The 22,369-nt window shown below is 41.9% G+C and carries 21 protein-coding genes; 14 read left to right on the forward strand and 7 right to left on the reverse strand.

What is annotated here, in order from left to right:
* The 6 genes from rpoD to FZC79_RS10075 all read left to right on the forward strand — a co-directional run bounded on the left by rpoD (nt 1) and on the right by FZC79_RS10075 (nt 6,499).
* Entirely contained in the window at nt 1–1,131 is a 1,131-nt protein-coding gene (rpoD, locus tag FZC79_RS10045; RefSeq protein WP_113927522.1) for an RNA polymerase sigma factor RpoD, read from the forward strand.
* A 249-nt stretch (nt 1,132–1,380) separates the two neighbouring features.
* Nucleotides 1,381–1,920 (forward strand): hypothetical protein, encoded by a 540-nt coding sequence (locus tag FZC79_RS10050; RefSeq protein ID WP_148946666.1) that lies wholly within the window; start codon nt 1,381–1,383, stop codon nt 1,918–1,920.
* Between the two features lie 182 nt (nt 1,921–2,102).
* Entirely contained in the window at nt 2,103–3,245 is a 1,143-nt protein-coding gene (locus FZC79_RS10055; RefSeq protein WP_148946667.1) for an acyl-CoA dehydrogenase family protein, read from the forward strand.
* Between the two features lie 918 nt (nt 3,246–4,163).
* Nucleotides 4,164–4,541 carry a cytochrome c550 gene (gene cccA / locus FZC79_RS10065; RefSeq protein ID WP_148946668.1) on the forward strand — a complete coding sequence of 126 codons (378 nt, stop codon included), beginning with the start codon at nt 4,164–4,166 and terminating at the stop codon, nt 4,539–4,541.
* 133 nt (nt 4,542–4,674) lie between these two features.
* On the forward strand, nt 4,675–5,394 hold the full coding sequence (locus FZC79_RS10070) for a tRNA (adenine(22)-N(1))-methyltransferase (RefSeq protein ID WP_148946669.1): 720 nt from the start codon (nt 4,675–4,677) through the stop codon (nt 5,392–5,394).
* Nucleotides 5,381–6,499: a Nif3-like dinuclear metal center hexameric protein gene (locus FZC79_RS10075; RefSeq protein WP_148946670.1), complete on the forward strand. Its 1,119-nt coding sequence runs from the start codon at nt 5,381–5,383 to the stop codon at nt 6,497–6,499. Before FZC79_RS10070 ends, FZC79_RS10075 begins: the two co-directional genes overlap by 14 nt.
* A 343-nt stretch (nt 6,500–6,842) precedes the next feature.
* Here FZC79_RS10075 and FZC79_RS10080 read toward each other — a convergent pair whose 3' ends face one another.
* Together FZC79_RS10080 and vrrA are read right to left on the reverse strand one after the other, a co-directional pair.
* The gene (locus FZC79_RS10080; RefSeq protein ID WP_148946671.1) at nt 6,843–7,799 is read right to left on the reverse strand and encodes a 4-hydroxy-3-methylbut-2-enyl diphosphate reductase; all 957 of its coding nucleotides are present in this window, start codon (nt 7,797–7,799) and stop codon (nt 6,843–6,845) included.
* Between the two features lie 452 nt (nt 7,800–8,251).
* Complete coding sequence (gene vrrA / locus FZC79_RS10085; RefSeq protein WP_148946672.1) at nt 8,252–8,893, reverse strand: VrrA/YqfQ family protein; 642 nt, start codon at nt 8,891–8,893, stop codon at nt 8,252–8,254.
* A gap of 400 nt (nt 8,894–9,293) precedes the next feature.
* Between vrrA and FZC79_RS10090 the strand changes: the two genes are divergently transcribed.
* Both FZC79_RS10090 and FZC79_RS10095 read left to right on the forward strand, forming a co-directional pair.
* Complete coding sequence (locus tag FZC79_RS10090) at nt 9,294–10,598, forward strand: DEAD/DEAH box helicase (protein ID WP_148946673.1); 1,305 nt, start codon at nt 9,294–9,296, stop codon at nt 10,596–10,598.
* A gap of 33 nt (nt 10,599–10,631) precedes the next feature.
* Entirely contained in the window at nt 10,632–11,525 is an 894-nt protein-coding gene (locus FZC79_RS10095; RefSeq protein ID WP_148946674.1) for a deoxyribonuclease IV, read from the forward strand.
* Nucleotides 11,526–11,565: 40 nt separating this feature from the next.
* On the opposite strand, the gene FZC79_RS10100 is transcribed toward FZC79_RS10095, so the two are convergent.
* Nucleotides 11,566–11,820 (reverse strand): DUF2624 domain-containing protein, encoded by a 255-nt coding sequence (locus tag FZC79_RS10100; protein ID WP_148946675.1) that lies wholly within the window; start codon nt 11,818–11,820, stop codon nt 11,566–11,568.
* A gap of 114 nt (nt 11,821–11,934) precedes the next feature.
* Here FZC79_RS10100 and FZC79_RS10105 point away from each other — a divergent pair, with 114 nt between their 5' ends.
* From FZC79_RS10105 to FZC79_RS10120, 4 genes are all read left to right on the forward strand, one after another.
* On the forward strand, nt 11,935–12,813 hold the full coding sequence (locus tag FZC79_RS10105) for a YitT family protein (protein WP_148946676.1): 879 nt from the start codon (nt 11,935–11,937) through the stop codon (nt 12,811–12,813).
* A 392-nt stretch (nt 12,814–13,205) separates the two neighbouring features.
* Nucleotides 13,206–13,988 carry a metal ABC transporter ATP-binding protein gene (locus FZC79_RS10110; protein WP_148946677.1) on the forward strand — a complete coding sequence of 261 codons (783 nt, stop codon included), beginning with the start codon at nt 13,206–13,208 and terminating at the stop codon, nt 13,986–13,988.
* Nucleotides 13,985–14,848: a metal ABC transporter permease gene (locus tag FZC79_RS10115; protein WP_148946678.1), complete on the forward strand. Its 864-nt coding sequence runs from the start codon at nt 13,985–13,987 to the stop codon at nt 14,846–14,848. The genes FZC79_RS10110 and FZC79_RS10115 overlap by 4 nt, the downstream gene beginning before the upstream one ends.
* A complete protein-coding gene (locus FZC79_RS10120; RefSeq protein WP_148937687.1) occupies nt 14,845–15,255 on the forward strand; it encodes a Fur family transcriptional regulator in 411 nt (136 codons plus the stop codon). The genes FZC79_RS10115 and FZC79_RS10120 overlap by 4 nt, the downstream gene beginning before the upstream one ends.
* A 57-nt stretch (nt 15,256–15,312) precedes the next feature.
* Here the strand turns inward: FZC79_RS10120 and FZC79_RS10125 are convergent, their stop codons facing one another.
* A complete protein-coding gene (locus FZC79_RS10125) occupies nt 15,313–15,879 on the reverse strand; it encodes a hypothetical protein (protein ID WP_148946679.1) in 567 nt (188 codons plus the stop codon).
* 348 nt (nt 15,880–16,227) lie between these two features.
* Between FZC79_RS10125 and FZC79_RS10130 the strand changes: the two genes are divergently transcribed.
* Nucleotides 16,228–16,629 (forward strand): DUF4190 domain-containing protein, encoded by a 402-nt coding sequence (locus FZC79_RS10130; protein ID WP_148946803.1) that lies wholly within the window; start codon nt 16,228–16,230, stop codon nt 16,627–16,629.
* A gap of 383 nt (nt 16,630–17,012) precedes the next feature.
* On the opposite strand, the gene ispG is transcribed toward FZC79_RS10130, so the two are convergent.
* Nucleotides 17,013–18,125 (reverse strand): flavodoxin-dependent (E)-4-hydroxy-3-methylbut-2-enyl-diphosphate synthase, encoded by a 1,113-nt coding sequence (gene ispG / locus FZC79_RS10140; protein WP_148946681.1) that lies wholly within the window; start codon nt 18,123–18,125, stop codon nt 17,013–17,015.
* Nucleotides 18,126–18,604: 479 nt separating this feature from the next.
* The gene (locus FZC79_RS10145; RefSeq protein ID WP_148946682.1) at nt 18,605–18,949 is read right to left on the reverse strand and encodes a hypothetical protein; all 345 of its coding nucleotides are present in this window, start codon (nt 18,947–18,949) and stop codon (nt 18,605–18,607) included.
* Between the two features lie 301 nt (nt 18,950–19,250).
* Here FZC79_RS10145 and FZC79_RS10150 point away from each other — a divergent pair, with 301 nt between their 5' ends.
* Complete coding sequence (locus FZC79_RS10150; protein ID WP_252183302.1) at nt 19,251–21,017, forward strand: methyl-accepting chemotaxis protein; 1,767 nt, start codon at nt 19,251–19,253, stop codon at nt 21,015–21,017.
* Nucleotides 21,018–21,380: 363 nt separating this feature from the next.
* On the opposite strand, the gene FZC79_RS10155 is transcribed toward FZC79_RS10150, so the two are convergent.
* Nucleotides 21,381–22,151 carry a DUF1189 domain-containing protein gene (locus tag FZC79_RS10155; RefSeq protein WP_148946683.1) on the reverse strand — a complete coding sequence of 257 codons (771 nt, stop codon included), beginning with the start codon at nt 22,149–22,151 and terminating at the stop codon, nt 21,381–21,383.
* Nucleotides 22,152–22,369 lie beyond the last annotated feature (218 nt).

Here is a 22,369-nt window from a genome sequence, read left to right on the forward strand (position 1 = left end):
ATGGCTGAAAAGTCAGCACGTTCCAAAGAGGTAGAGTCAGAAGTCACAGTAGACCAGGTGAAAGAACAGTTAATGGAGCTCGGAAAAAAACGTGGCGTATTAACATATGAAGATATAGCCGAGAAATTGGCTAATTTTGAACTTGAATCCGATACTATGGATGAGTTCTACGAACAGTTAGGAGAACAGGGAGTAGAAATCATCAATGAAAATGAAGAGGATGACGATCCGAATATCCAGCAGTTGAATAAGGCTGGTGACGAAGAGTTCGACCTTAATGATTTAAGTGTTCCTCCGGGAGTAAAGATTAATGATCCGGTCCGTATGTACTTGAAGGAAATCGGAAGAGTGGACCTATTGTCCGCGCAGGAAGAAATTTCTCTGGCTAACCGGATTGAAGAGGGTGACGAGGAAGCAAAACGCCGCCTTGCGGAAGCCAACTTACGGCTTGTAGTTAGTATTGCAAAAAGGTATGTAGGACGCGGTATGCTGTTCCTTGACCTGATTCAAGAAGGAAATATGGGCCTGATCAAAGCGGTTGAAAAGTTTGATTACCGAAAAGGGTTCAAATTCAGTACGTATGCCACATGGTGGATACGCCAGGCCATCACACGAGCAATCGCCGATCAGGCAAGGACCATCCGTATACCAGTTCACATGGTTGAGACGATTAATAAGCTGATCAGGGTTCAGCGCCAGCTGCTTCAGGATTTGGGACGTGAGCCGTCACCGGAAGAAATAGCTGAAGAAATGGATTTGACTCCTGAAAAAGTAAGGGAAATCCTGAAAATTGCCCAGGAACCAGTATCTCTTGAAACGCCTATCGGTGAAGAAGACGATTCTCACCTTGGTGACTTCATTGAGGATGCAGAAGCTCAGTCTCCTTCTGAACATGCTGCCTATGAACTCCTTAAAGAACAGCTGGAGGACGTGCTGGATACCCTGACAGACAGGGAAGAAAATGTACTAAGACTTCGCTTCGGCCTGGATGATGGGCGTACCAGGACTCTTGAGGAAGTTGGAAAAGTATTTGGTGTAACTAGAGAACGTATTCGTCAAATCGAAGCCAAAGCGTTGAGAAAGCTGCGCCACCCGAGCCGCAGCAAGCGCTTGAAAGATTTCTTGGAGTAGAAGATGATTTCCAGATAGATTACTTTCCTAAGGGAGAGTAATCTTTTTTTGTATTTCTTAGCGGATAACTTTAACAATCAAGTCCTCGTACAGCCAATTGTGAACAAATATTTAAAGGAGAATAAACTATTTGCCTGGCGAGCTAAAAGGACGTTTGCGAATTTGCTCTCTCTCTTTCCAACATAATTCTTAATAAAAAAAGGGTTCCCGGGTACCGATGGCGAAAAATACAGTACAGGATGTGGAACGATGAATAGTAATAATCAAAAAACAAACATAATAATAAACGAAATCCTTTTTTGGAAACATAATAAGATGCTTCCTGAGCAGTACTGTGACTATTTATTAGCGCTTTATAATCAGGGGAATGAGATAGAGGATATCGAGACAGGAAAATCAAGATTCTCTTCTGCTTCCTTAATTCCTTCTATCCTGATCTGTACTTTAATTCCAATTTCATTATTTGTCATTTATTTTACTGAATTGTCATTCGTTTTGCAAACAGCGATTTTGACAGGTTTTGTCGTCTCATTAATTTTTTCGGGGATTTATTATTCTAATAAAGAATTAATCCTTCCGGTCATCTACATAACCATTGCATTGCTCATTCTTTTGCAGACGGTTAGTTTTGCGGATGCCTTTTATAAGGGAGATAAACTCATTACATATGGACTCTTGTTTTTTAACTGTTTAATGTGGTTGCTGTGCGGTTTGTACAGGAAGCTTCTTTATTTTACTTTAGCCGGAGCTGTCGGGATTATCCTTTTGATTGTCTCTATCCTGATATAATAACGGAATTTTAAAAAGTTTTTAAAAGTTGAGAAAATTATGCCAAACCTTTTATAATGAAGAGTGTAAGCGCAAACAACACTTTTTTGGCAGCATGGACATTCTGGAATCATGGCGGAGGCTTGGGTATTTCAAGCAGCCAGGTTCTTAAAACGGATGTTTGCATAATAAGGGGGATGGACATGAATTTTGATTTGACTTCTGAACAAAAAATGATTCAAAAAACAATTCGGGATTTTGCCAGGGAGGAAGTTGCTCCGGGAGCAATTGAAAGAGATCGGACTAAGCAATTTCCAAAAGAGATATTTCAAAAGCTCGGCGACCTGGGGATGATGGGGCTGCCGTTTTCGGAAGAATATGGCGGAGCAGGCGGAGATACAGTAAGTTTTGCGATTGTGACACAGGAATTGAGCAAGGCGTGTGCTTCCACAGGAATTACTTATTCCGCGCATATTTCCCTAGGCGGTGCGCCAATCAGTATGTTTGGTACGGATGAACAAAAACATAAATACCTGACGCCTATTTGTACCGGGGAATCTTTTGGTGCCTTTGGATTAACCGAGCCAAATGCCGGATCTGATGCAGGGGGTACTCAGACTGCGGCTGTAAAAGAGGGAAATGAATATGTCATCAATGGCAATAAGAGTTTCATCACTAATGCAAGCTACGCAAAGAATCTTGCGCTTACGGCTATTACAAACCGCAGAGAGGACGGGAGCAAAGAAATCAGCGCCATCATTGTTCCAACAGATGCACCTGGATTCACAGTTGTAGACAATTATGAAAAGATGGGGCTTAATGCTTCCAATACAACTGAACTTGTCCTCGAAAACGTAAGGGTCCCTGAAGAGAACCTTCTTGGAAAAAAAGGGGAGGGCTTTAAGCAATTCCTTGCAACTCTTGATGGTGGACGTATTGGCATTGGGGCCATGGCGCTGGGAATAGCAGAAGCAGCTTTTGAAAAAGCCCTTCAGTATTCGCAAGAAAGAAAACAATTTGGAAGATCCCTATCCAAGTTCCAAGTAACTCAATTCAAACTTGCTGATATGGCTATGAAAATTGAGCTGGCGAAGAATATGATTTATAAAGCAGCCTGGCTGAAAGATCAAGGCAGGCCTTTCGCCAAGGAAGCTTCAATGTGCAAGCTGTATGCTTCCGAGATCGCGATGGAAGTCGCTGATGAAGCCATCCAAATTCATGGAGGCTACGGATATATGAAAGAGTATGAAGTGGAACGCTATATGCGTGATGCGAAACTTCTTGAAATCGGTGAAGGAACTTCTGAAGTACAGAGAATGGTCATCTCCCGATTGATCGGATGTTAATTCTTGATGAGATGGAGCCTGGAATTTTTATTCCGGGCTTTCTTTCTTAAAGGCTCTTTTCGCAAAGATTGTGGCTTTTCTAATTGTATGGATTTCCGCCCCAGTCGCGCGACTCCGCGGGGCGGGCGCCCGGCCTCCTCGAGAGGAAGGTTCCGTTCCAGTGGGTACGGAACCCGGGTATCACCTGTCCCGCTAGTCCCGCAGGAGGTCGCACGCCTTCCGCTCCAATCCTTCTACGTAAAAGGGGAGGAGGAAAAAATCATTCAAAAGGAACAATCTTTTAGAAAAGAGCCTTCTTAACAGATAAGTATAAAATTTAAGTTCGAATTTAGGGAGCGTTTATGAATCCGGCTTCACCGCCCAGCCCCTCGGAGTCAAATAACCCTTGGCGAATAAAAGGAAAGACCGCCTTTTTTTCTCCTGAGAACATTTGCCTGTCGGGGCTAAAAGGGTTGCTTGTACTTTTTTAAAAAGCCCTTAAAAAGCATCTTCATCTTAGGGTCTTCTGTGCATTTTGCCTTGAATAAGTAGAGAATTGCTCATTTGATTAAAGGATGTATGAGTAATGGGTTAAGGAGAGCCTGAAATTACATGCAGAGGCTGCTATCTGACATTGCATTTCTCAACTTGGAAATCGGATTAGTCAGAATTTGTATCGGGCAGCACTGAATCTCAAAGATAGAGGGATCGCTAGTCAGAAGGCATTCATTCGCATTTCGACATTTTCATTGAAAAGAGAAGAGTGGTACAGTACGTGCATTGTCGGCTTTACTGTGCGTTCAAAAGTGTCTAATTTGCGACAAACGTCGAAAAAGTACTGCTTAGGACTTTTACTTTCTTTCTATTTAAAGTAAAATAAATATTGTTTATAATAAACACAACCTATACTATCAACTGTTACATAAGGGAGGTTAATTTATGAATCGCAATCCGATTATTCCATTCGTTCTTATTATGGTTTTTGGAATCGGCCTTGTTTTCTTTATGTCTTTAGAAGGATTGAATAACTCTGAAGAGATGGCAGAAGGACATGGTGAAGGTACGGAAGAGACTGAAGAGGGCGGTACAGCTGAAGGCGGCGAGTTCGATCCTCAAGCTCATTATGAGAAAGCGTGTATCTCTTGTCACGGTGGAAACTATGAAGGTGGAGCAGGTCCGGCTCTTACTGGTCTTGGTGACCGTTATTCTCAGGAAGAAATCGTGGATATTCTTCAAAACGGTAAAGGCAGCGGAATGCCAGCCGGTCTTGTACCTGGAAACGAAGAAGCCATGGCAGAATGGTTACTGGAATTATAATTCTCTGAAAAAGTTCTTTGCTCATGCAAAGGACTTTTTTTTGTAATGAAACTTGGTTAGAATGAAAAGCGTAAAGGATACGCGTTCGATCTTATAACCGTTAAAAACCAAATACATACTAAAAGGTGAAAATATGAATTCAGAGAAATTATCGAAGAGGTTAGAAGTTGTTGTCTCATTTATCCCCCAGGGCTCCAGGATTGCCGACATCGGCTCCGATCATGCCTACCTGCCTTGCTATGCCGTGGACAAAGGTATCGCGGTTTCAGGGGTAGCAGGGGAAGTAGCGGAGGGCCCGTATCAATCCGCAGTCAAACAGGTGAAGTATTCGCAGCTGGAAGATTCCATATCTGTCCGTAAAGGAGATGGACTTCAAGTTATCCAGCCCCATGAAACGGACTGCATAACCATTGCCGGTATGGGAGGAGCCTTAATAGCCAGTATCCTGGAAAATGGTAAAAGTAAACTTGAGGGAGTCAGCCGTCTGGTTCTTCAGCCAAATGTGGGGGCATCCTCCATCAGAAAGTGGCTGTTGAAAAATGGCTGGGAATTGAAGGCCGAACAGATTTTGGAAGAAGATGATAAAATATATGAAGTCCTCGCCGCAGATAAAGGAAATCCAGAAGAGCCTTATACAGAGGCGGATAGGGACAGTGAACTGCTGCTTGGTCCTTTTTTAATGAAAGAGAATAGTTCTGTGTTTAAGCGAAAGTGGAAACACGAATTAAAGCAATGGAAGACGATCATAGACAAAATGGAAGCAGCTGAAGATTCTCCTCAATTGAGGGAGAGAAGAGCTGGAATCCAAAAGAAAATAGAGATTGTTGAGGAGGTATTGGATGAAAACCGTTAATGGCCATGAAATCATCTCGCTGTTCGAGGCCCTCGCACCAAAAGAGCTTGCTGAAGAAGGAGATAAGATCGGCCTGCAAATAGGAAGGCTTAACCAAAAGATAGAAAAAGTAATGATTACCCTGGATGTCCTTGAAGAAGTTGTGGATGAAGCCGTCGAAAAAGGCGTTAAATTGATCATTGCCCATCATCCTCCATTGTTCAGATCCTTAAAGTCCATTCGGACAGACACGGTTCAGGGAAGAATGATCGAAAAGCTGATTAAAAATGACATATCTGTTTATGCGGCACATACCAATCTGGATGTAGCGAAGGGCGGTGTAAATGATTTATTGGCAGAGGCTTTGGAATTGAAGGATACAAAGGTATTGCTTCCGACCTTCCGTGAGAAATTAAAGAAGCTGGCTGTATTCGTACCTGAAGAAGACGCTGATAAGGTCAGGAAAGCACTGGGAGATGCCGGTGCCGGACATATAGGAAATTACAGTCACTGTACTTTTTCAAGTCCGGGTACAGGCCGCTTCCTGCCCGGTGAAGGAACGGATCCGCATATTGGAGAAAGAGGCAAAATGGCAGAAGCTTCGGAAGTTAGAGTCGAAACCATTTATCCTGAAAAGTTGGAAAAGAAAGTGTTGAAAGCCTTGATTAAAAGCCACCCTTACGAAGAAGCTGCATATGACATCATGCCGGTGGATAACGAGGGAGAAACTTTAGGGCTGGGCAGAGTTGGAAAACTTTCATCACCGATGTCTCTGAAGGAGTTTGCATCTTATGTAAAAGAGAAGCTTGGTGTGGGAAATGTAAGGGTAACCGGTTCCTTATCAGACACAATTCAAAAAGTCGCTGTATTGGGCGGAGATGGAAATAAATTCATCCATAGTGCTAAGTACAGTGGTGCAGATGCCTTTGTGACTGGAGATTTATACTACCATACTGCTCATGATGCAATGATGCTTGGACTCAATGTAGTGGATGCAGGGCATCATATCGAAAAAGTGATGAAAGAAGGCGTTGCCCGGTGGATGACTCATAGATGCCGGGAAAAAGGAATGGAAGTGGAGTTTGTAGTTTCAAAGGTGAATACCGATCCATTTACATTTTTATAAGACATAAAAAAAACAGGAAAGCAGGCATTCGTTACGAATGCCTGCTTTTCTGTTAAAAAATGATAAATTATTATCCCTCTAAGGACAACTATTAACTATGTTATCCTCTTCCAGCCCCTCAGAGTTAAATAATTTGGGGCCGAAAAGGCAAATGAGCGTTTGTTCAAAGATAAGAAAGTATAAAAATTTTCAGATCGAAAATTAGGCAGCGTTTCTGAATCCAGCTCCAGCGCCTAGCCCCTCGGGGTCAAATAACCCCTGGAGAATAAAAGGAAAGCCCATCTTTTTTTCTCCAGGGAACATTTGCCTGTCGGGGCTAAAAGGGGCGCTTGCGCTTTTTTTATTATTCCACTGCCGTCTTCGGTTTTTTGACTTTGGGAAGAATTTTGTTCAAAGGCACTTTCTTCTCCCTTGTCCATGTTTCTTCATTTTCGGTGTCGAATTGGCTGATGAAGTTCATTACTTCCTTCACAATAGGAGTAGGTGTGGAAGCTCCTGCTGTCACGGCAACCAATTCTGCATCTTTGATCCATTCAATTTGAAGCTCGCTGATATCCGCAATGCGATAAGCTTTTGTGCCGGCAATTTCTTCTGAAACTTGAGCAAGGCGGTTGGAGTTATTGCTTTTAGGATCTCCGACTACAATGAGAACGTCTGCCTCGCCCGCTTGTTCGGCTACAGCTTCCTGACGTACTTGTGTAGCCAGGCAGATCTCCTTGTGCACTTCTACCTGCGGGTACTTCTCTCTTACTTTTTCCATTACATCGGAGACGTCCCATTGACTCATGGTGGTTTGGTTGGTGACGGTGATTTTTTCATTTGTAATGTTTAATTGTTCAACATCATCCATCGTTTCTACGAGATGGACAATTCCGGGAGCTACACCTACAGCCCCTTCAGGCTCTGGATGTCCTTTTTTGCCGATATAGATGACATCAAAGCCTTCTGCTTCCTTAGCCCTGATAAGGTCGTGCGTCCTTGTTACATCAGGACATGTAGCATCGAGTGTGACCAGCCCTTTATCTTTTGCCAGCTGTTTTACTTCCGGGGAAACACCATGAGCTGTAAAGATGACGGTGCCTTCTGTAACCTGATCTAAGATCTCTTTGCGGTTTTTGCCGTCCAATGTGATAATGCCTTCTTCTTCAAAAGCATCCGTTACATGCTTGTTGTGGACGATCATCCCAAGGATATAGATCGGCCTTGGCAGGGATTTATCTAAAGCGGCGTTACGTGCAATGACCATTGCATCAACGACGCCGTAACAATAGCCTCTCGGCGTGATTTTCTTAACATTCATATTTGAAATCCTCCTGTAAATGAAGTCGGACTGTTTATTTGTACCTACAGGGTTCATTATAAAGTAGATTCCTGTCGATGACAAAGAATCTTTTCTGAAGAAGGACCATATTAATATAACTGCTCTTTTAAGCTGTAGTTTATTTTACTCCAGGCGAGGACTTCGCGGGGCGTACAGCTGAAGCGGGAATTACTTTTAAAGCAGCATCAAGCTTTTCGAAAGGCTGTATCCGCATACCTTGTTGCTTTCATAATAATTCAAAGAGCCGGATTTCCCCCCGTATACTAAGGTTTTCTCTCAGACCTGAGAGAGCAGCTCTTTTCTTTTCCTGTTTACTAGGGTGCACCGGTGAATTATAGTTATTTTTTGGGAATTAGTCTGAAATAACAACAAAGCTTACGAAAAGAGCGAAAGAAAAAGCCCTCATCCCTTTTGGTGAGAGCGCTGGCTGGCTATACATATAACTTTGGTTTAGAATTTCCGGCTGTGGAAGCTTCTTTAGGTTTTCTTGCAGAATTTGATGATTTTCTTTTACTCTTTTTGCTGGATGAAGCTGTCTTTGCTTGAATTTCTTCCTTTTCTTCTATTTCATCTTCAATAACTTCAGCTGTATCTGTGGATTCTTCTTCTTCACTGGATTCAGCGGCACTCAGCCCCCGGTAAAGCTTCCACATGGCTGGGAGATTCTTGACAAGGGGACCATACTGCTGAACCTGTTGAATCATCGGTCCCATTTGCTGTGCACTCTTCAATACCTGCTGGGTGTTGTTGAGAAATCCGTTTAGTGAGCCTGGGTTCATAATGTTTTTTAAGAATGAGCCTCCCGTGGCTGGTGCGGACCGTTGAAATCCCGCAGCTCCTTGAAGAGGATTAAATTGGCTGGCTGCTGTTTGGGCAGAGCCGCCCCTGTTAAGAATTTTAGCTAAAAGCCCGCCTGATTTCTGTCCGGCACCTTGGGGAACCCTGCCCTGCATCCCGCCAGGTCTCATCATTCCGAATCCTGAAGGACCTGGTCCCCGCATCCCCCTTATTTGCTGAAAAGGCTGCTGTCTGAAGGAATTTGGATTAAAGGGCATTTGCTGTCTTGGCTGCATATTGGGCCTCCTTTCTGATTTCGCTCATAAAGTCTCTTAATACAATATGCTGAATGGGTGAAAACGTCTAAGGAAAGAGCACAAAAATAATAAATATGTGAATCTGCTAGAAGTTTTAAAAATTGTTTATTATAATGAAGAGATGGAATTTTGTCTGAGAAGAATTGATTTGTAAAATTATGCAGCTTTATTTTGAATCTGTGACAAAAAACGGTATTGTTATATAGAGGGACTGTTTTTTGCGTGGATGTTGTTTTCGTATCTGTAAATGACCCTAAGGCCTTCGTGCTTGTATCCTGTAAAGCGGAAAGTTTACGAAAGAACCTGTATGAATACCAAAGCGAGAAATCTAAGATAATCTCTTCACAATATAACATGTGACAATTTAAGGAGTGACGAAATGAAAAATCAATTTCAACAGTATGATTTTCAGCCGTTTATCAATGAGGCCATTGAACGCCTGAAATTTTATGAGCCAACAGAAATACAGAAAAAGATGATTCCTCTGATCAACAGAGGGGAAAGCGCAATTGGACAGTCGCAAACAGGAACAGGAAAGACACATTCTTATTTGCTGCCGATTTTGAACAAGCTGGATAAAGATTCTCAAGAGGTACAAGCCATTATTACGGCGCCGACACGGGAACTTGCTCAGCAGATTTATCAGGAGATATTAAAGATCACTGATGAAGAGGGAATCACTTCCCGCTGTTATATTGGCGGAACGGATAAACAGCGTATGATCGACAAACTTAAAACACAGCCGCAAATTGTAGTGGGTACCCCGGGAAGGATCAATGACCTTGTGAAAGAAGGTGCGCTGCATGTACATAAAGCAGCCACGCTGGTTGTGGATGAAGCCGACTTGATGCTTGATATGGGATTCATCTATGATGTCGACCAGATAGCGGGAAGAATGCCTGAAAAGCTTCAAATCCTTGTTTTTTCAGCGACAATTCCTGAAAAGCTAAAACCATTTTTAAAGAAATACATGGAGAACCCTCAGTATGCACATGTAGAGCCTGAGCATATTTCAGCTAAAAACATCAAGCATATTCTCCTTCCAAGAAAAAGCCGGAAGAAAGAGGAACTGCTCTTTAACGCGCTGACCTCATTTAATCCTTATTTGGCTATTGTGTTCACTAATACAAAGGCAAAGGCGGATGAAGTGGCGGACTTCCTGCTGGGCAAGGGAATGAAAGTTGGAAGGATCCACGGGGATCTTTCTCCGCGCGAAAGAAAGAAAGTGATGAAGCAGGTCCGTGCCCTGGAGTATCAGTATATTGTTGCAACAGATCTTGCAGCAAGAGGGATTGATATTGAAGGAGTCAGCCACATCATCAATTACGAAATACCCGGAGAGCTTGATTTTTATATCCACAGGACGGGAAGAACCGCAAGAGCGGGTTCTTCAGGTGTTGCTGTAACGATTTATGAGCCTTCGGACGAAGATGCTCTGAATCACTTGGAGAAAATGGGAATCACGTTTGAGAATCAAGACCTTATCCGCGGAGAGTGGGTAGAACTTGTAGACAGAAATAAACGTAAAAACCGCAAAAAAACAGAAGACAGCATCGATCAAAAGGCGAAATCACTTGTACGTAAGCCGGACAAGGTCAAACCTGGCTATAAAAAGAAAATGAAATATAAAATGGATCAAATCAAGAAACGGGAAAGAAGAGTCAAAAGACGTAATAATTCCTGATTGATCAAGTGAATGCAAGGGAGTTGGATACAGATGGTTAAATTAGGTTCACACGTTTCCATGAGCGGAAAGAAAATGCTGCTTGGTTCAAGTGAGGAGGCAGCTGCATATGGTGCCAATACCTTCATGGTGTATACAGGTGCCCCTCAAAATACCAGAAGAAAGAAAATTGAAGACCTGAACATCGAGAATGGGCTTCTTCACATGAAGGAAAATGGAATTACCGATATCATTGTTCATGCTCCTTATATCATCAACATAGGGAATACCACCAATCCTGCCACATTCGAACTGGGCGTAAATTTCCTGCGGTCGGAAATCGAGAGAACTGCAGCTATCGGAGCAGGGCAAATCGTCCTGCATCCGGGTGCCCACGTTGGTGCGGGTTCAGAAGCCGGCATTAAGAAAATCATAGAAGGTCTAAATGAGGTGCTGGTCAAGGATCAGGAAGTTCAGATTGCCCTTGAAACTATGGCAGGAAAAGGCTCTGAATGCGGCAGATCTTTTGAAGAGCTGGCCATGATCATAGAGGGAGTGGAACATAATGACAGGTTGTCCGTATGCTTTGATACCTGCCATACCCATGATGCGGGATATGATATCGTCAATGATTTTGACGGCGTCTTAAATGAGTTCGATCGTATCGTCGGCATCGACCGTTTAAAGGTTCTTCACATCAATGACAGCAAGAATCCAAGCGGAGCAGCGAAAGACCGCCATGAAAATATCGGTTTCGGGCATATCGGCTTCGATGCACTTTCAAAAATTGTCCATCATCCTCAATTGGCGGATGTCCCTAAGATACTCGAGACTCCTTTTGTAGGAGAAGACAAAAAAAATAAAAAAGCTCCATATAAATTTGAAATAGAAATGCTGAAAAGTAAAACCTGGGACGAGGAACTGCTTCTTAAAATTCAGGAATCATAAGAAAAATGGGGCTTCTCTAGTAGAGAGGCCCCGCTGATTTTCAGTTAACGAATTTGGTGAATATCTTGTTGACATCTTTGGCAGTGGACGGACCGGCAATCTTGGCTATTTCCTTAATTACTTTGCTTCGTTCAGCATTATCGAAAATATTAATGTTCTTGCCTCTGAGATAGGCAGCGATTTTTTCTGCCTGGACAGGACTGATATTCACATTGAATTGCTTCCCATAGCTTAATAAATCATCACCGGTTATGCTGTTGATCTTGTGATTAATAACATTTTGCAATAGTTTCATCGACCATCACCCCTCATAGGATACATATGAACGGGACGAGGTCTTTGTGACAACAAAAGTGTAGGAGGCTTGTTCTATTTTACTTGCTTAACGTTAAGCGGGAAGGGGAAAAGGATGGCACAGCGAATACATAAAAAAGAAAGTGTTTTCCATTTAATTTACCGGTTCTTCTTTATCATTTTAGGTGCCGGGCTTGCAGCAATTTCCATTGAGCTTTTTTTAGTTCCGAATAATATTATCGATGGTGGCGTTATCGGGGTATCCTTAATTCTTGACTATCTGCTGTCCGGCATACCATTCGTCAATTTTGCAACCCTGCTGGTAGTTCTCAACCTTCCATTCATGTACTCCGGCTATAAACAAATCGGTAAAACGTTCGTGATTTCTTCTTTGGCTGGTATTGTAGCTCTAGCTGTTATAGAGAGTTATCTTCATAATGTGGAACCATTTGTAACAGAAGAGATTCTCGCAACTGTATTTGGCGGACTGACCCTCGGTGTCGGGGTCGGCTTGGTCATTCGGCATGGAGGTTCACTGGATGGAACGGAAATCCTCGGAATTCTGTTGACGAAGAAGCTGCCGTTTTCAGTGGGAGAATTCGTCATGTTCATCAATATCTTCATATTTGGATGGGCAGCATTTGTGTTCGGAATCGAGGAAGCGATGTATTCTGTCATGACCTATTATATTGCTTTCAAAACGATTGATACGGTCATTCAGGGGATGGATGAAACCAAAGCCGTCATCATTGTGTCTGACTATTACACAGAGGTATCAGATGCCATTTTGCAAAGGCTTGGCAGAGGTACGACGATGCTTAAGGGCCGCGGCGGCTACACAGACAATGACAAAGAAGTGATTTATGTAGTAGTAACAAGGCTTGAAGTGATGAAGCTGAAGGGGATAGTGTCCGATGTGGATGCCAATGCCTTCATTACGATTATGAGTACCCAGGAAACCAAAGGGGCAAGGTTCAAATCAGCTATTCATTAAAGATTCTCTAGCAGAAAGAAGATCAATTGAATGGGATATTGCTGAGGAAGTAGTAAGAAAAGAGCTGTTCATGCGGGCAGCTCTTTTCTTTCTTGCTTACGGTTATTTCGACTCAATTATGGAGGTAGTTTCCAAATCTATATGGAATAGCCACAAAGTTTACGAAATGCGCCTTCTTGAATTGAAAACCGGAGCACCATCACTGATATTCCCAAGAATATCTCAGAAGAAAAGGGGCTGTTTCGGTTTACAATAAATTATTCATCCTGTATACTTCTTATATTAAATCGGAACGATTCTTATAGCCTCTTTCGTATCTTGTAGTTTTCCTCCTAATCTAATGAGGATGACGCTTGAAGGGAAGACGGTTTTTTTATGAAGGGGTTTTTCTCGTGGAGAATTACAAATCAGTTATAGATATAAATCATTTAAGCTTTCGCTATGATAAAGAAGTTGTATTAGAAGACATCAACCTGTCGATTCCTAAAGGAGCGTTTTTGGGTATTGTTGGACCAAACGGCTCTGGAAAGTCAACGCTGTTAAAGCTGATTCTTGGTCTGCTTAAACCAAAGGAGGGGGAAATCCGCTTATTTGGACAGTCTCAACAAAAATTCAAGGATCGGGACAGAATTGGATATGTCTCCCAAAAAGCAAACTCATTCAATACAGGCTTTCCTGCCACCGTCAAGGAAGTGGTGTCAAGCGGCCTAACTAAAAAGGTCGGTATGTTCCGCATGATTGGCAAGAAACATTCTTCACAAGTAGAAAAAGCTATTGAATCTGTTGGAATGACTCCATTTGCCAGCCGGAATATAGGTGAATTATCAGGCGGGCAGCAGCAAAGGGTATTCATCGCGAGGGCCCTGGTGAGCGAGCCGGAAGTTCTGATACTGGATGAACCGACTGTAGGTGTCGACAGCAGGAATGTAGCGGCTTTCTATGAGATGCTGGAGCATTTGAATAAAGACCTGGAGATTACATTGCTTCTGGTAACCCATGATATCGGAACGATTTCAAGTAAAGTCACGCATGTAGCCTGTTTGAATAAAAAACTTCATTTCCATGGAAATACTATGGAGTTTGAGAACCTTCAGGAAAGTGAACTTTCAGGCATTTACGGCCATGATGTTCAATTGCTTCATCATGATCACAGCCAAGAGGAGGCCGACAGATGATTGAAGCATTATTGAATTACGAATTCTTGCAAAATGCCTTTCTGACAGGCCTTCTGATCGGCATTATTGCACCATTGATCGGTGCATTCATCGTAGTAAGAAGATTATCCCTGATTGCGGATGCTCTAAGCCACGTAACACTTTCCGGGATAGCGGCCAGCCTATTTTTAAGCAAAAATATTCCTGCTATGGCTGGTTTAAATCCTCTGTATTTAGGGATGGCATTTTCTGTGACGGGATCCCTATTCATAGAACGGTTGAGAAGCCTTTACAAACACTACCAGGAATTGGCGATTCCAATCATTTTATCCGGCGGTATCGGCATTGGTGTCATTTTCATTTCATTGGCAGATGGATTCAATACTGACCTTTTCAGCTATCTTTTTGGAAGTGTCAGTGCAGTCAGCAGAACTGATTTATATTTAATCCTGATCGTTACAGTCATTGTGCTTGCCATAATTATATTTCTTTATAAAGAATTATTTTTGTTGTCTTTTGATGAGGAATTTGCCAAAGCCTCAGGAATTTCGGCCAAGACGATCCACTTTATATTCATGGTTATGGTCGCATTGGTCATTGCTGCTTCCATGAGAATAGTGGGAATTCTTCTGGTATCTTCTTTGATGACATTACCTGTTGCTGCGAGTATAAGGGTAGCACGCGGGTTTAAGCAGACAATCGGTTTTTCTCTATTATTCGGGGAATTAGCTGTCATTACAGGCCTGATATCAGCGTATTACCTTGACCTCGCTCCAGGAGGAACAATAGTCCTCTCAGCGATCCTCATTTTATTACTGACGATTTTGTATAAAAAAATCACTTCCAATCAGGCGGTGAAAAAGGACGGGGTGACGATATGAAATTGGATGAAGCCTTGGTGCTTATGAAGGAAAAGGGATATAAACATACAGGAAAGCGGGAGCAGATGCTTGAGCTTTTCTCGTTTTCAGACCGCTACTTGACTGCGAAAGATGTTCTTGAAAGTATGAAGGATGAGTACCCGGGATTAAGTTTTGATACAATCTACCGTAACTTATCTCTATTTGTGGAACTTGAAATTCTGGAAGAAACCGAACTTTCGGGAGAAAAGCATTTCCGGTTTACCTGTTCTAATCATCATCATCACCATCATTTTATCTGCATGGACTGTGGAAAAACAAAGGCCATTAATACCTGTCCAATGGAAATTCTGCAGGAAAGCTTGAATGGATATGATATTTCAGGACACAAATTTGAGATTTACGGTAAATGTCCTGAATGCAGCTGAATAAATGATGAAAACCCGGCAGTTGAGAACTGCCGGGTTTTCTAATGACCATAGGATTTATTCTTTCAGCCAACTATCCACCCAGCTGTGTGCTTCCTGCCAGTCATTGACCCTGATGACGCCATCCGGAATAGGATCCTGGTTATACGGCGTGTTAAAAAGAATGACCGGAATGTCCAGGTTTTCATGGATGGAGACAGCATTATCATGTTTGTCTTCGAAAAAAATATCTACATTATATTTATGGGCTGTCGATACTTTGTCATGTGAACCAATAAGTTCAATATGGTGAAATAAAAGATCCTGGTAATTAAACCAGTCTTTTGTCAGTTCTAAAAGATGTGAGGGACGCGCGCTGATAAAATAAAGCTCATGATTGTCCTTCCAGCCATCCAGCACAGATTTCGCACCTTTTGCCAATGGTGATTCCCTGTAGATGTCTCCCTCTGCCCTTTTAAACCACTCTCCGAAAACCTCTGGTGTAATATTCAGAACCTCTGTTAGTTCATATTGTGTAATGTCATTCAAAGTAAGCTGCAAATTGAATTCCTTGTTGATAGCAGGAAGAAGAGAGGTGGGACAAGTTACAGTGCCATCAATATCTATACCGAATCGTTTCTTCATATGTACATCTCCTTCATGGTCTGGTGCAGATCTGAGTCGATTTCTCTGATTGAAGCCAAATAGGTTTTCTTTTCATTAAGCACAATTGTATTTAATTTATAGCAGCAGGCATGTATTTGAAGATAGGCCTGAGATCTGAGCGGAGCAGTCTATAAAGCATGAACACAACCATGACAATAATACTCTGTAAGTAAAAAGGAACCTGAAACAAAGTGTACCATATTCTTGCTAATAATAGGAGATTCACCTAGAGGTTCTTCATTTTTGACAATCATTAGCATAGGTAAAAAACTGACTTTGACAAACAATAATAATGCTCCTGAATACGGAAAGCGAGGGATTGTAAAAATGGATAATGAGAGACGCAAAAATGACAGCGTTAATCAAGATCTTCAAAATATAGACATCTATCATGACTATATCAAAGTAAACAACAATCCGGAAGCTGAAGTGGTTCAAAACAAATACAACGAAGAAACAGCGGCAGAACTGACAACTCCTATGGCCCTTGGAAGTGATTTCGAAAGAGATACGGCAGAAGAAACCAATGCCTCAGGAAAAATTTTGGGATATTCAGCGCTTGCGCTTTCGATTTTGTCACTTTTCATTGTACCTGTTCTTTTTGGTGCAGCCGGAATCGTACTTGGCTTTGTTGCCAGGAGACGAGGAACAGATGCGCTTGGAACTTGGGCAATAGGCATAGGAGCCGTTTCCATCATTGTTGGAATTTTCGTCTTGCCGTTTTTCTAAAAGAGGATTAGCGGAATTGGGAGCATTCCGGTAATAAAGAAAAAGCTTGGCTGAAATATCAGCCAAGCTTTTCTTTATTGTTTAGGAAATTATAAATTCACTCTCTGTGGATAACTTATAGCTTATTATCCACATCCAGCTTCAGCGCCTAGCCCCTCGGGGTCAAATAACCCTCAGAGAATAAAAGGAAAGTGCGCCTTTTTTCTCTGAGGAACTTCTGCCTGTAGGGGCTGTTCGAGGCGCTTACGCTTTTGTTCCGTCCAGCTACAGCGCCTAGCCCCTCGGGGTCAAATAACCCCCAGAGAATAAAGGGAAAGTGCGCCTTTTTTTCTCTGAGGAACATTTGCCTGTCGGGGCTGATCGAGGCGCTTCCGCTTTTGTTCTTAAATCTCTTGTTTCTCTTCTTCTTCTCTTTGTTTTTTGTAGTGTGCTTCAGCAAGGATATCGATTTCTTTCTTCAATTCCTCGACCATTGTTTCTTCTGGAACTTTTCGGACAGTTTTCCCATGGCGGAATAGCAGTCCTTCTCCACGGGCACCGGCGATGCCGATGTCTGCCTCTCTAGCTTCACCTGGTCCATTTACAGCACAGCCGAGTACGGCAACCTTAATTGGAGCTTTGATGGTAGAGATGTACTCTTCGACTTCGTTGGCAATGCTGATTAGGTCAATTTCAATTCTTCCGCAAGTAGGGCAGGAAATCAGTGTTGCTGCATTTGCTGCAAGGCCGAATGACTTCAAGAGTTCTCTTGCGACTTTGACTTCTTCTACGGGGTCGGCACTCAATGAAATACGCAGCGTATTTCCGATTCCCTTACTCAATAAGGCTCCCAAACCTGCTGCACTTTTCACTGTGCCAGCGAATAGTGTACCGGATTCAGTTATGCCAAGGTGCAATGGGTAATCGAATGTCTGGGCTGCTTTTGTATATGCTTCAATAGCAAGGTTCACATCCGATGCTTTCATTGACACGATGATATCATGAAAATCAAGCTCTTCCAGAATTTTAATATGGTGCAGGGCACTTTCAACCATACCATCAGCTGTTGGATATCCGTATTTCTCGATGATTTTTCTTTCGAGACTTCCCGCATTCACTCCAATACGGATAGGGATACCTTTTTCTTTTGCCGCTTTAACAACTGCTTCCACTTTTTCGCGGCGGCCGATGTTGCCTGGGTTAATCCTGATTTTGTCAGCTCCGCCTTCTATTGCTTTCAAAGCAAGCTTGTAGTCAAAGTGGATATCGACTACTAAAGGAATATTGATTTGTTTTTTGATATCAGCAATGGCATTAGCCGCTCGCTCATCAGGGCAGGCGACACGGACAACCTGGCATCCTGCTTCTTCAAGACGGTGGATTTCTTTTACTGTAGCTTCCACATCATGTGTCTTTGTCGTTGTCATACTTTGTATAATAAGCTCGTCATTTCCGCCGATTGTTAAGTTCCCGACTTTGACTGGACGAGTTTTAGAACGATGGATTATTTCACTCAAGGCTTATTCGCTCCTTTTGGAAAATTCATTTATAGTGAAACAAAATAATAAGCGTACGAAAGTATTGTATCAATGTTTGATTGAAGTTGACAAGAAATAGATGGTTTCCGATTGTAAATACTGTTGTTAACAGTTAAGAATCACCAAGTTATAAAAAGATAATTTTTAGTTCGAAAATTAGGGAGCGTTTCTAAATTCAGCACCCGAGGGGCCGTACCCACCGGAACGGACTCAGCCCCTCGGGGTCAAATAACCCTTGGAGAATAAAAGGGAAGACCGCTTTATCTTCTCCAGGGAACATTTGCCTGTCAGGGCTAACATGGTGCTTGCGCTTTTTTTCACAAATATTGTTGTTTTCAGATGTTCCGATACTAAGATTTTCTTCTCTACCTGAGGGTGCAGCTCTTTTCTTACCATTATTTTCAGTGATATCTTACCCATTTCATGTTAAATAGCAGAAAAGTTTACAATAAGAGCCTTTAATAAAGAGGAAGCTTATAAACCTCTCCAGCTTGAATATCCTGAGGAGTCGCTCCTTCATTAAGAAATTGAAAATCCTCTATCAGCTGGTCGATGGAAACAGGAAGCGGCCCATCAAGGTTCTGCTCCATTAAAGACAGAATGGTATCACCTGATTTGATTTTCACCTCGACATATTCTATTTCTATTTCATCAGATATAATTTCTTTCGGTTCTTGTTCAGGTTCCATCACAGCAGCTGGTACAGCTGGTTCGGCTGCCCTGGGGAGTGTCCCGGCTTTTAAATCATAATATATGCTATATGAGACGATCATAACCATCAGAAAGATACCAAGCCTTTTCATGAGCTGCTCCTTTCCCTGGAAGGAAAAATTTATATTATATTTCTGAAAAATATCCTTGAAGGATTTCTACTAAATCACTATATGTAATTCTGCATTTCTCCCTTAGTTTCCTACCTGTTTTCGAACTTTTGGATAACGGGCATACTATTTTTAAAAATAAAGAACGCAACTTTCATACAAATATTACACCTGATTTACAATTCCTTAATATTTCTCTGTGAAAATAAAAATGGATACATTGTCGAATATAAACCTTATTTGTAATAGTATGCCGAATGCAGAAGAAATTGGGGGACTTAGGGTGAAGAAAAGGCTGAAGGATATCTTTGACACTACAATGAAAAGAACACGATTGAGAAAAGATACTTTGACCAAAATAGAGGAGGCAGGGTTCTTTGGCAGATTAAGTTCAAAACTCAGTCTTCAAAACAGACTGTTATTTTTGTTCGTCCTATTATTGACGGTTTCAATCGTGGTGGTGGGGGTCAGTTCATACATAAAAGCGAAGGAAGCCACTATTGATACTATTGAAAACAGGCTGGGAAGAGAAGCGGAACTAATATCCTATGTGGCTGAAAATCTCAAATTTCTATATGTCAGTGATGATGAGTACTTCTTTCAGCAGCTGGAAATCAGCATTAGAGATCAAAAGGAGCAGTTGGCCAAAGACGGAATAGAATCAGACATTTTCTATATCTCGAATAATGAGGTGACCCCCTTTCAAGCTAGCTCGGGTTCAGAACTGAAATTCAATGAAACGCTTGTTTCCAAGATTACGAATGATTCGCGAACGCTTTTACATGAAACAATCAACGGAAAAGAATATACAATTTCCTCGATGAAGATAAAAGGGATTGATGGACATTATATCCTTGCGGTGCCTTCTGAATCATACCTTAATGCGGTAACGGACATGGCACAATTTACCCTTGCTGTTATATTAATCAGTTTAGCTGTGTCATCCATACTCATTCTCTTATTCGTAAGAAGCTTTACGAAACCTCTCATACAGCTGCAAAATATCATGAGGGAAGTTAGAAATGGCAACTTGAATAAAAGAGCAGAATTTAAAACGAATCTGCCGGAAATCCATTCACTGAAAAAAAGCTTCAATATGATGATTGAGCAAATGCGCGATGTTCTTTATGAGCTGAATGAAACTACAATGGAGCTTGAAACAACAGGCATCAGCCTCAGCAGCTCTTCTGAAGGGGCGCTTAATTTCAGCCGGGAATTAATTGAAGCCATTAATGTAGTACAGCATGGAGCGGAACAAACAGCTAGCAGCTCAGATAACAGCGTCAATGGATTTCAAATGATGAAGCAAAAAATTGAACAATTGATCAATAATATGGAAACGGTCCATAGAAGCGCAGTAGATATGAACAATTCAGCTGAAAAGGGAGAAAGAAATAACACTGAACTTATTGAAGCTATTCATTCCTTTGAAAATGATTTCGCCCATATGACTTCAACAATCCAACAGGTCAGAAACCATTCTTTATCCATTGCAAACCTGGTGGGCTTGATTAAAGGTGTGGCTGAACAAACTAAACTGTTGGCTTTGAATGCAGCCATTGAAGCAGCGCGGGCTGGTGAATCAGGAAAAGGTTTTGCGGTCGTTGCTGAAGAGGTGCGGAAGCTGGCAGATCAATCCACTAAAGCTGCAGAAGATATTACAGGCTCGATTGAAGGCATGGAAGGGGTCACAATAAGGGCAGCTAAGGAGTTTGATGAAATGCTCTTGAAGATAAAAGGCAACCTGGATACTGCAAGTGAATCAAAAGGATCCTTCGACGAACTAATGAAAGAAATAAAGAATGTCAGCGGAAACTTTGAAAAAATGCAATCTGCATTAGTGGAGCTGAAATTGGAACTTCCGCAGCTTGAACAAGCTACCGTAAGCTTTTCTTCCGTCTCCCAGGAAACTCTGGCAAGCACAGAACAGATGCTGGCCGCAAGCAGCTCACAAATAACAGAAATGGAAAATACACATGAAATTGGAATACATCTGAAGTCGCTGTCAAACTCACTTACCACATTATCAAAACGATTCTCTGCCAAATAAGCAAGAAAGAGGCTGGGACAAAACCATAATAAATGCTCTCTTCGCAAAGATTGTGGCTGAGTAAAAAGAATGGATTTCCGCTCCAGGTGCACGACTCCGCGGGGCGGGCGGTGAGCCTCCTCGGCTTTGCCTGTGGGGTCTCACCTATCCCGCTAGTCCCGCAGGAGGTCGCACACCTTCCACTCCAATCCGTCTACGTTCAGGAAAAATCGATAAATAACCTTTAAAGCAACATCTTTCAAATAGAGCCTATTAAAATGAAAGAACCGCATGAAATCAAGTATAAAACCTTGAACTCATGCGGTTTTATTTTTCTACTATCCCAACTTATGTCCCAGCCTCTTTTTTTTGACGGCGTTCGTATTAAGCTGTTTTCTTTTTAGGAATTTCCTTGATTGTTAAATAAAGGACAATAGAAGTAACAATCCAGTCAAGAAAGAAGCTGGCAGGAACAAAGGTGTTTAACATTTCCATTATAGTGAAAAAGATTGTTGAAAGCGTTATACTGTACGCAGTAATCCGCCATGCCTGTCTATATGGAAGCTTTCTGTGTAAGGCATTGGCGAAAAGCAGTGCAATTAGTGAAAAAATGCTGACCTTAATGAAGGTCATACCAGCTGAAAAAAGATACAGAATCAGTATGAAAAGAGAAAGGATAATGCCTTTCAGGGAATCCAGTGTCTCCAGGTAATTGGCGATTTCTTCATTGTCAGCCTCCAGTCCGTCAATCATGGAATAGGGATATGACTGGACTTGTCCGGCAATCACCAAAGCAAATTCATCCTCTAAGAGAGCAACAGCATCTTTTTGTCCGCTCAATTCAGAGAGTGACACGCTTCCGCTGCTGTCCATTATAAATGTCAAATGTTCTTTCCTGACGGTAACCGGTTCTTGTGAATCAGAGACGAGCACGCCGTCTTCGATTGAGAAGGCAGGAAGTTCTGATTCAACTGCTGCAATACTCTCGTCAATAGCTTTGTTGGATAAAATTGCAAGGTTATAAGCAGCAGGCAGGATAGAAACTAGTACCAGGAGAAATACGTACAAGATTGTTTTCCCTATGCCTTGAAATCGATAAGAAGCTATATCCTTGGGAGAATACAGACTTCTGTATAACTGTTTGAAAATATTCATCTTCTTTTAACACTCCCTAAATAGTTGTCCAATCCTCATTTTATGCCCGACAATGCCTTTACATCAAGCGGTAATTAGAATTTTATAATTAGCAGGCTAATATGGATGTCAGAGAGTATAGATGCTGCTTCAAAAAAAACTTAAAAAAGTCTTTACTTTATCTTCATAATGCATTAATAATTGAAAGGGGTTTTTGTTGTTTGATGTCGAAATCTTTA

It is taken from the genome of Rossellomorea vietnamensis (assembly GCF_008180615.1).
Classification (GTDB): domain Bacteria; phylum Bacillota; class Bacilli; order Bacillales; family Bacillaceae_B; genus Rossellomorea; species Rossellomorea vietnamensis_D.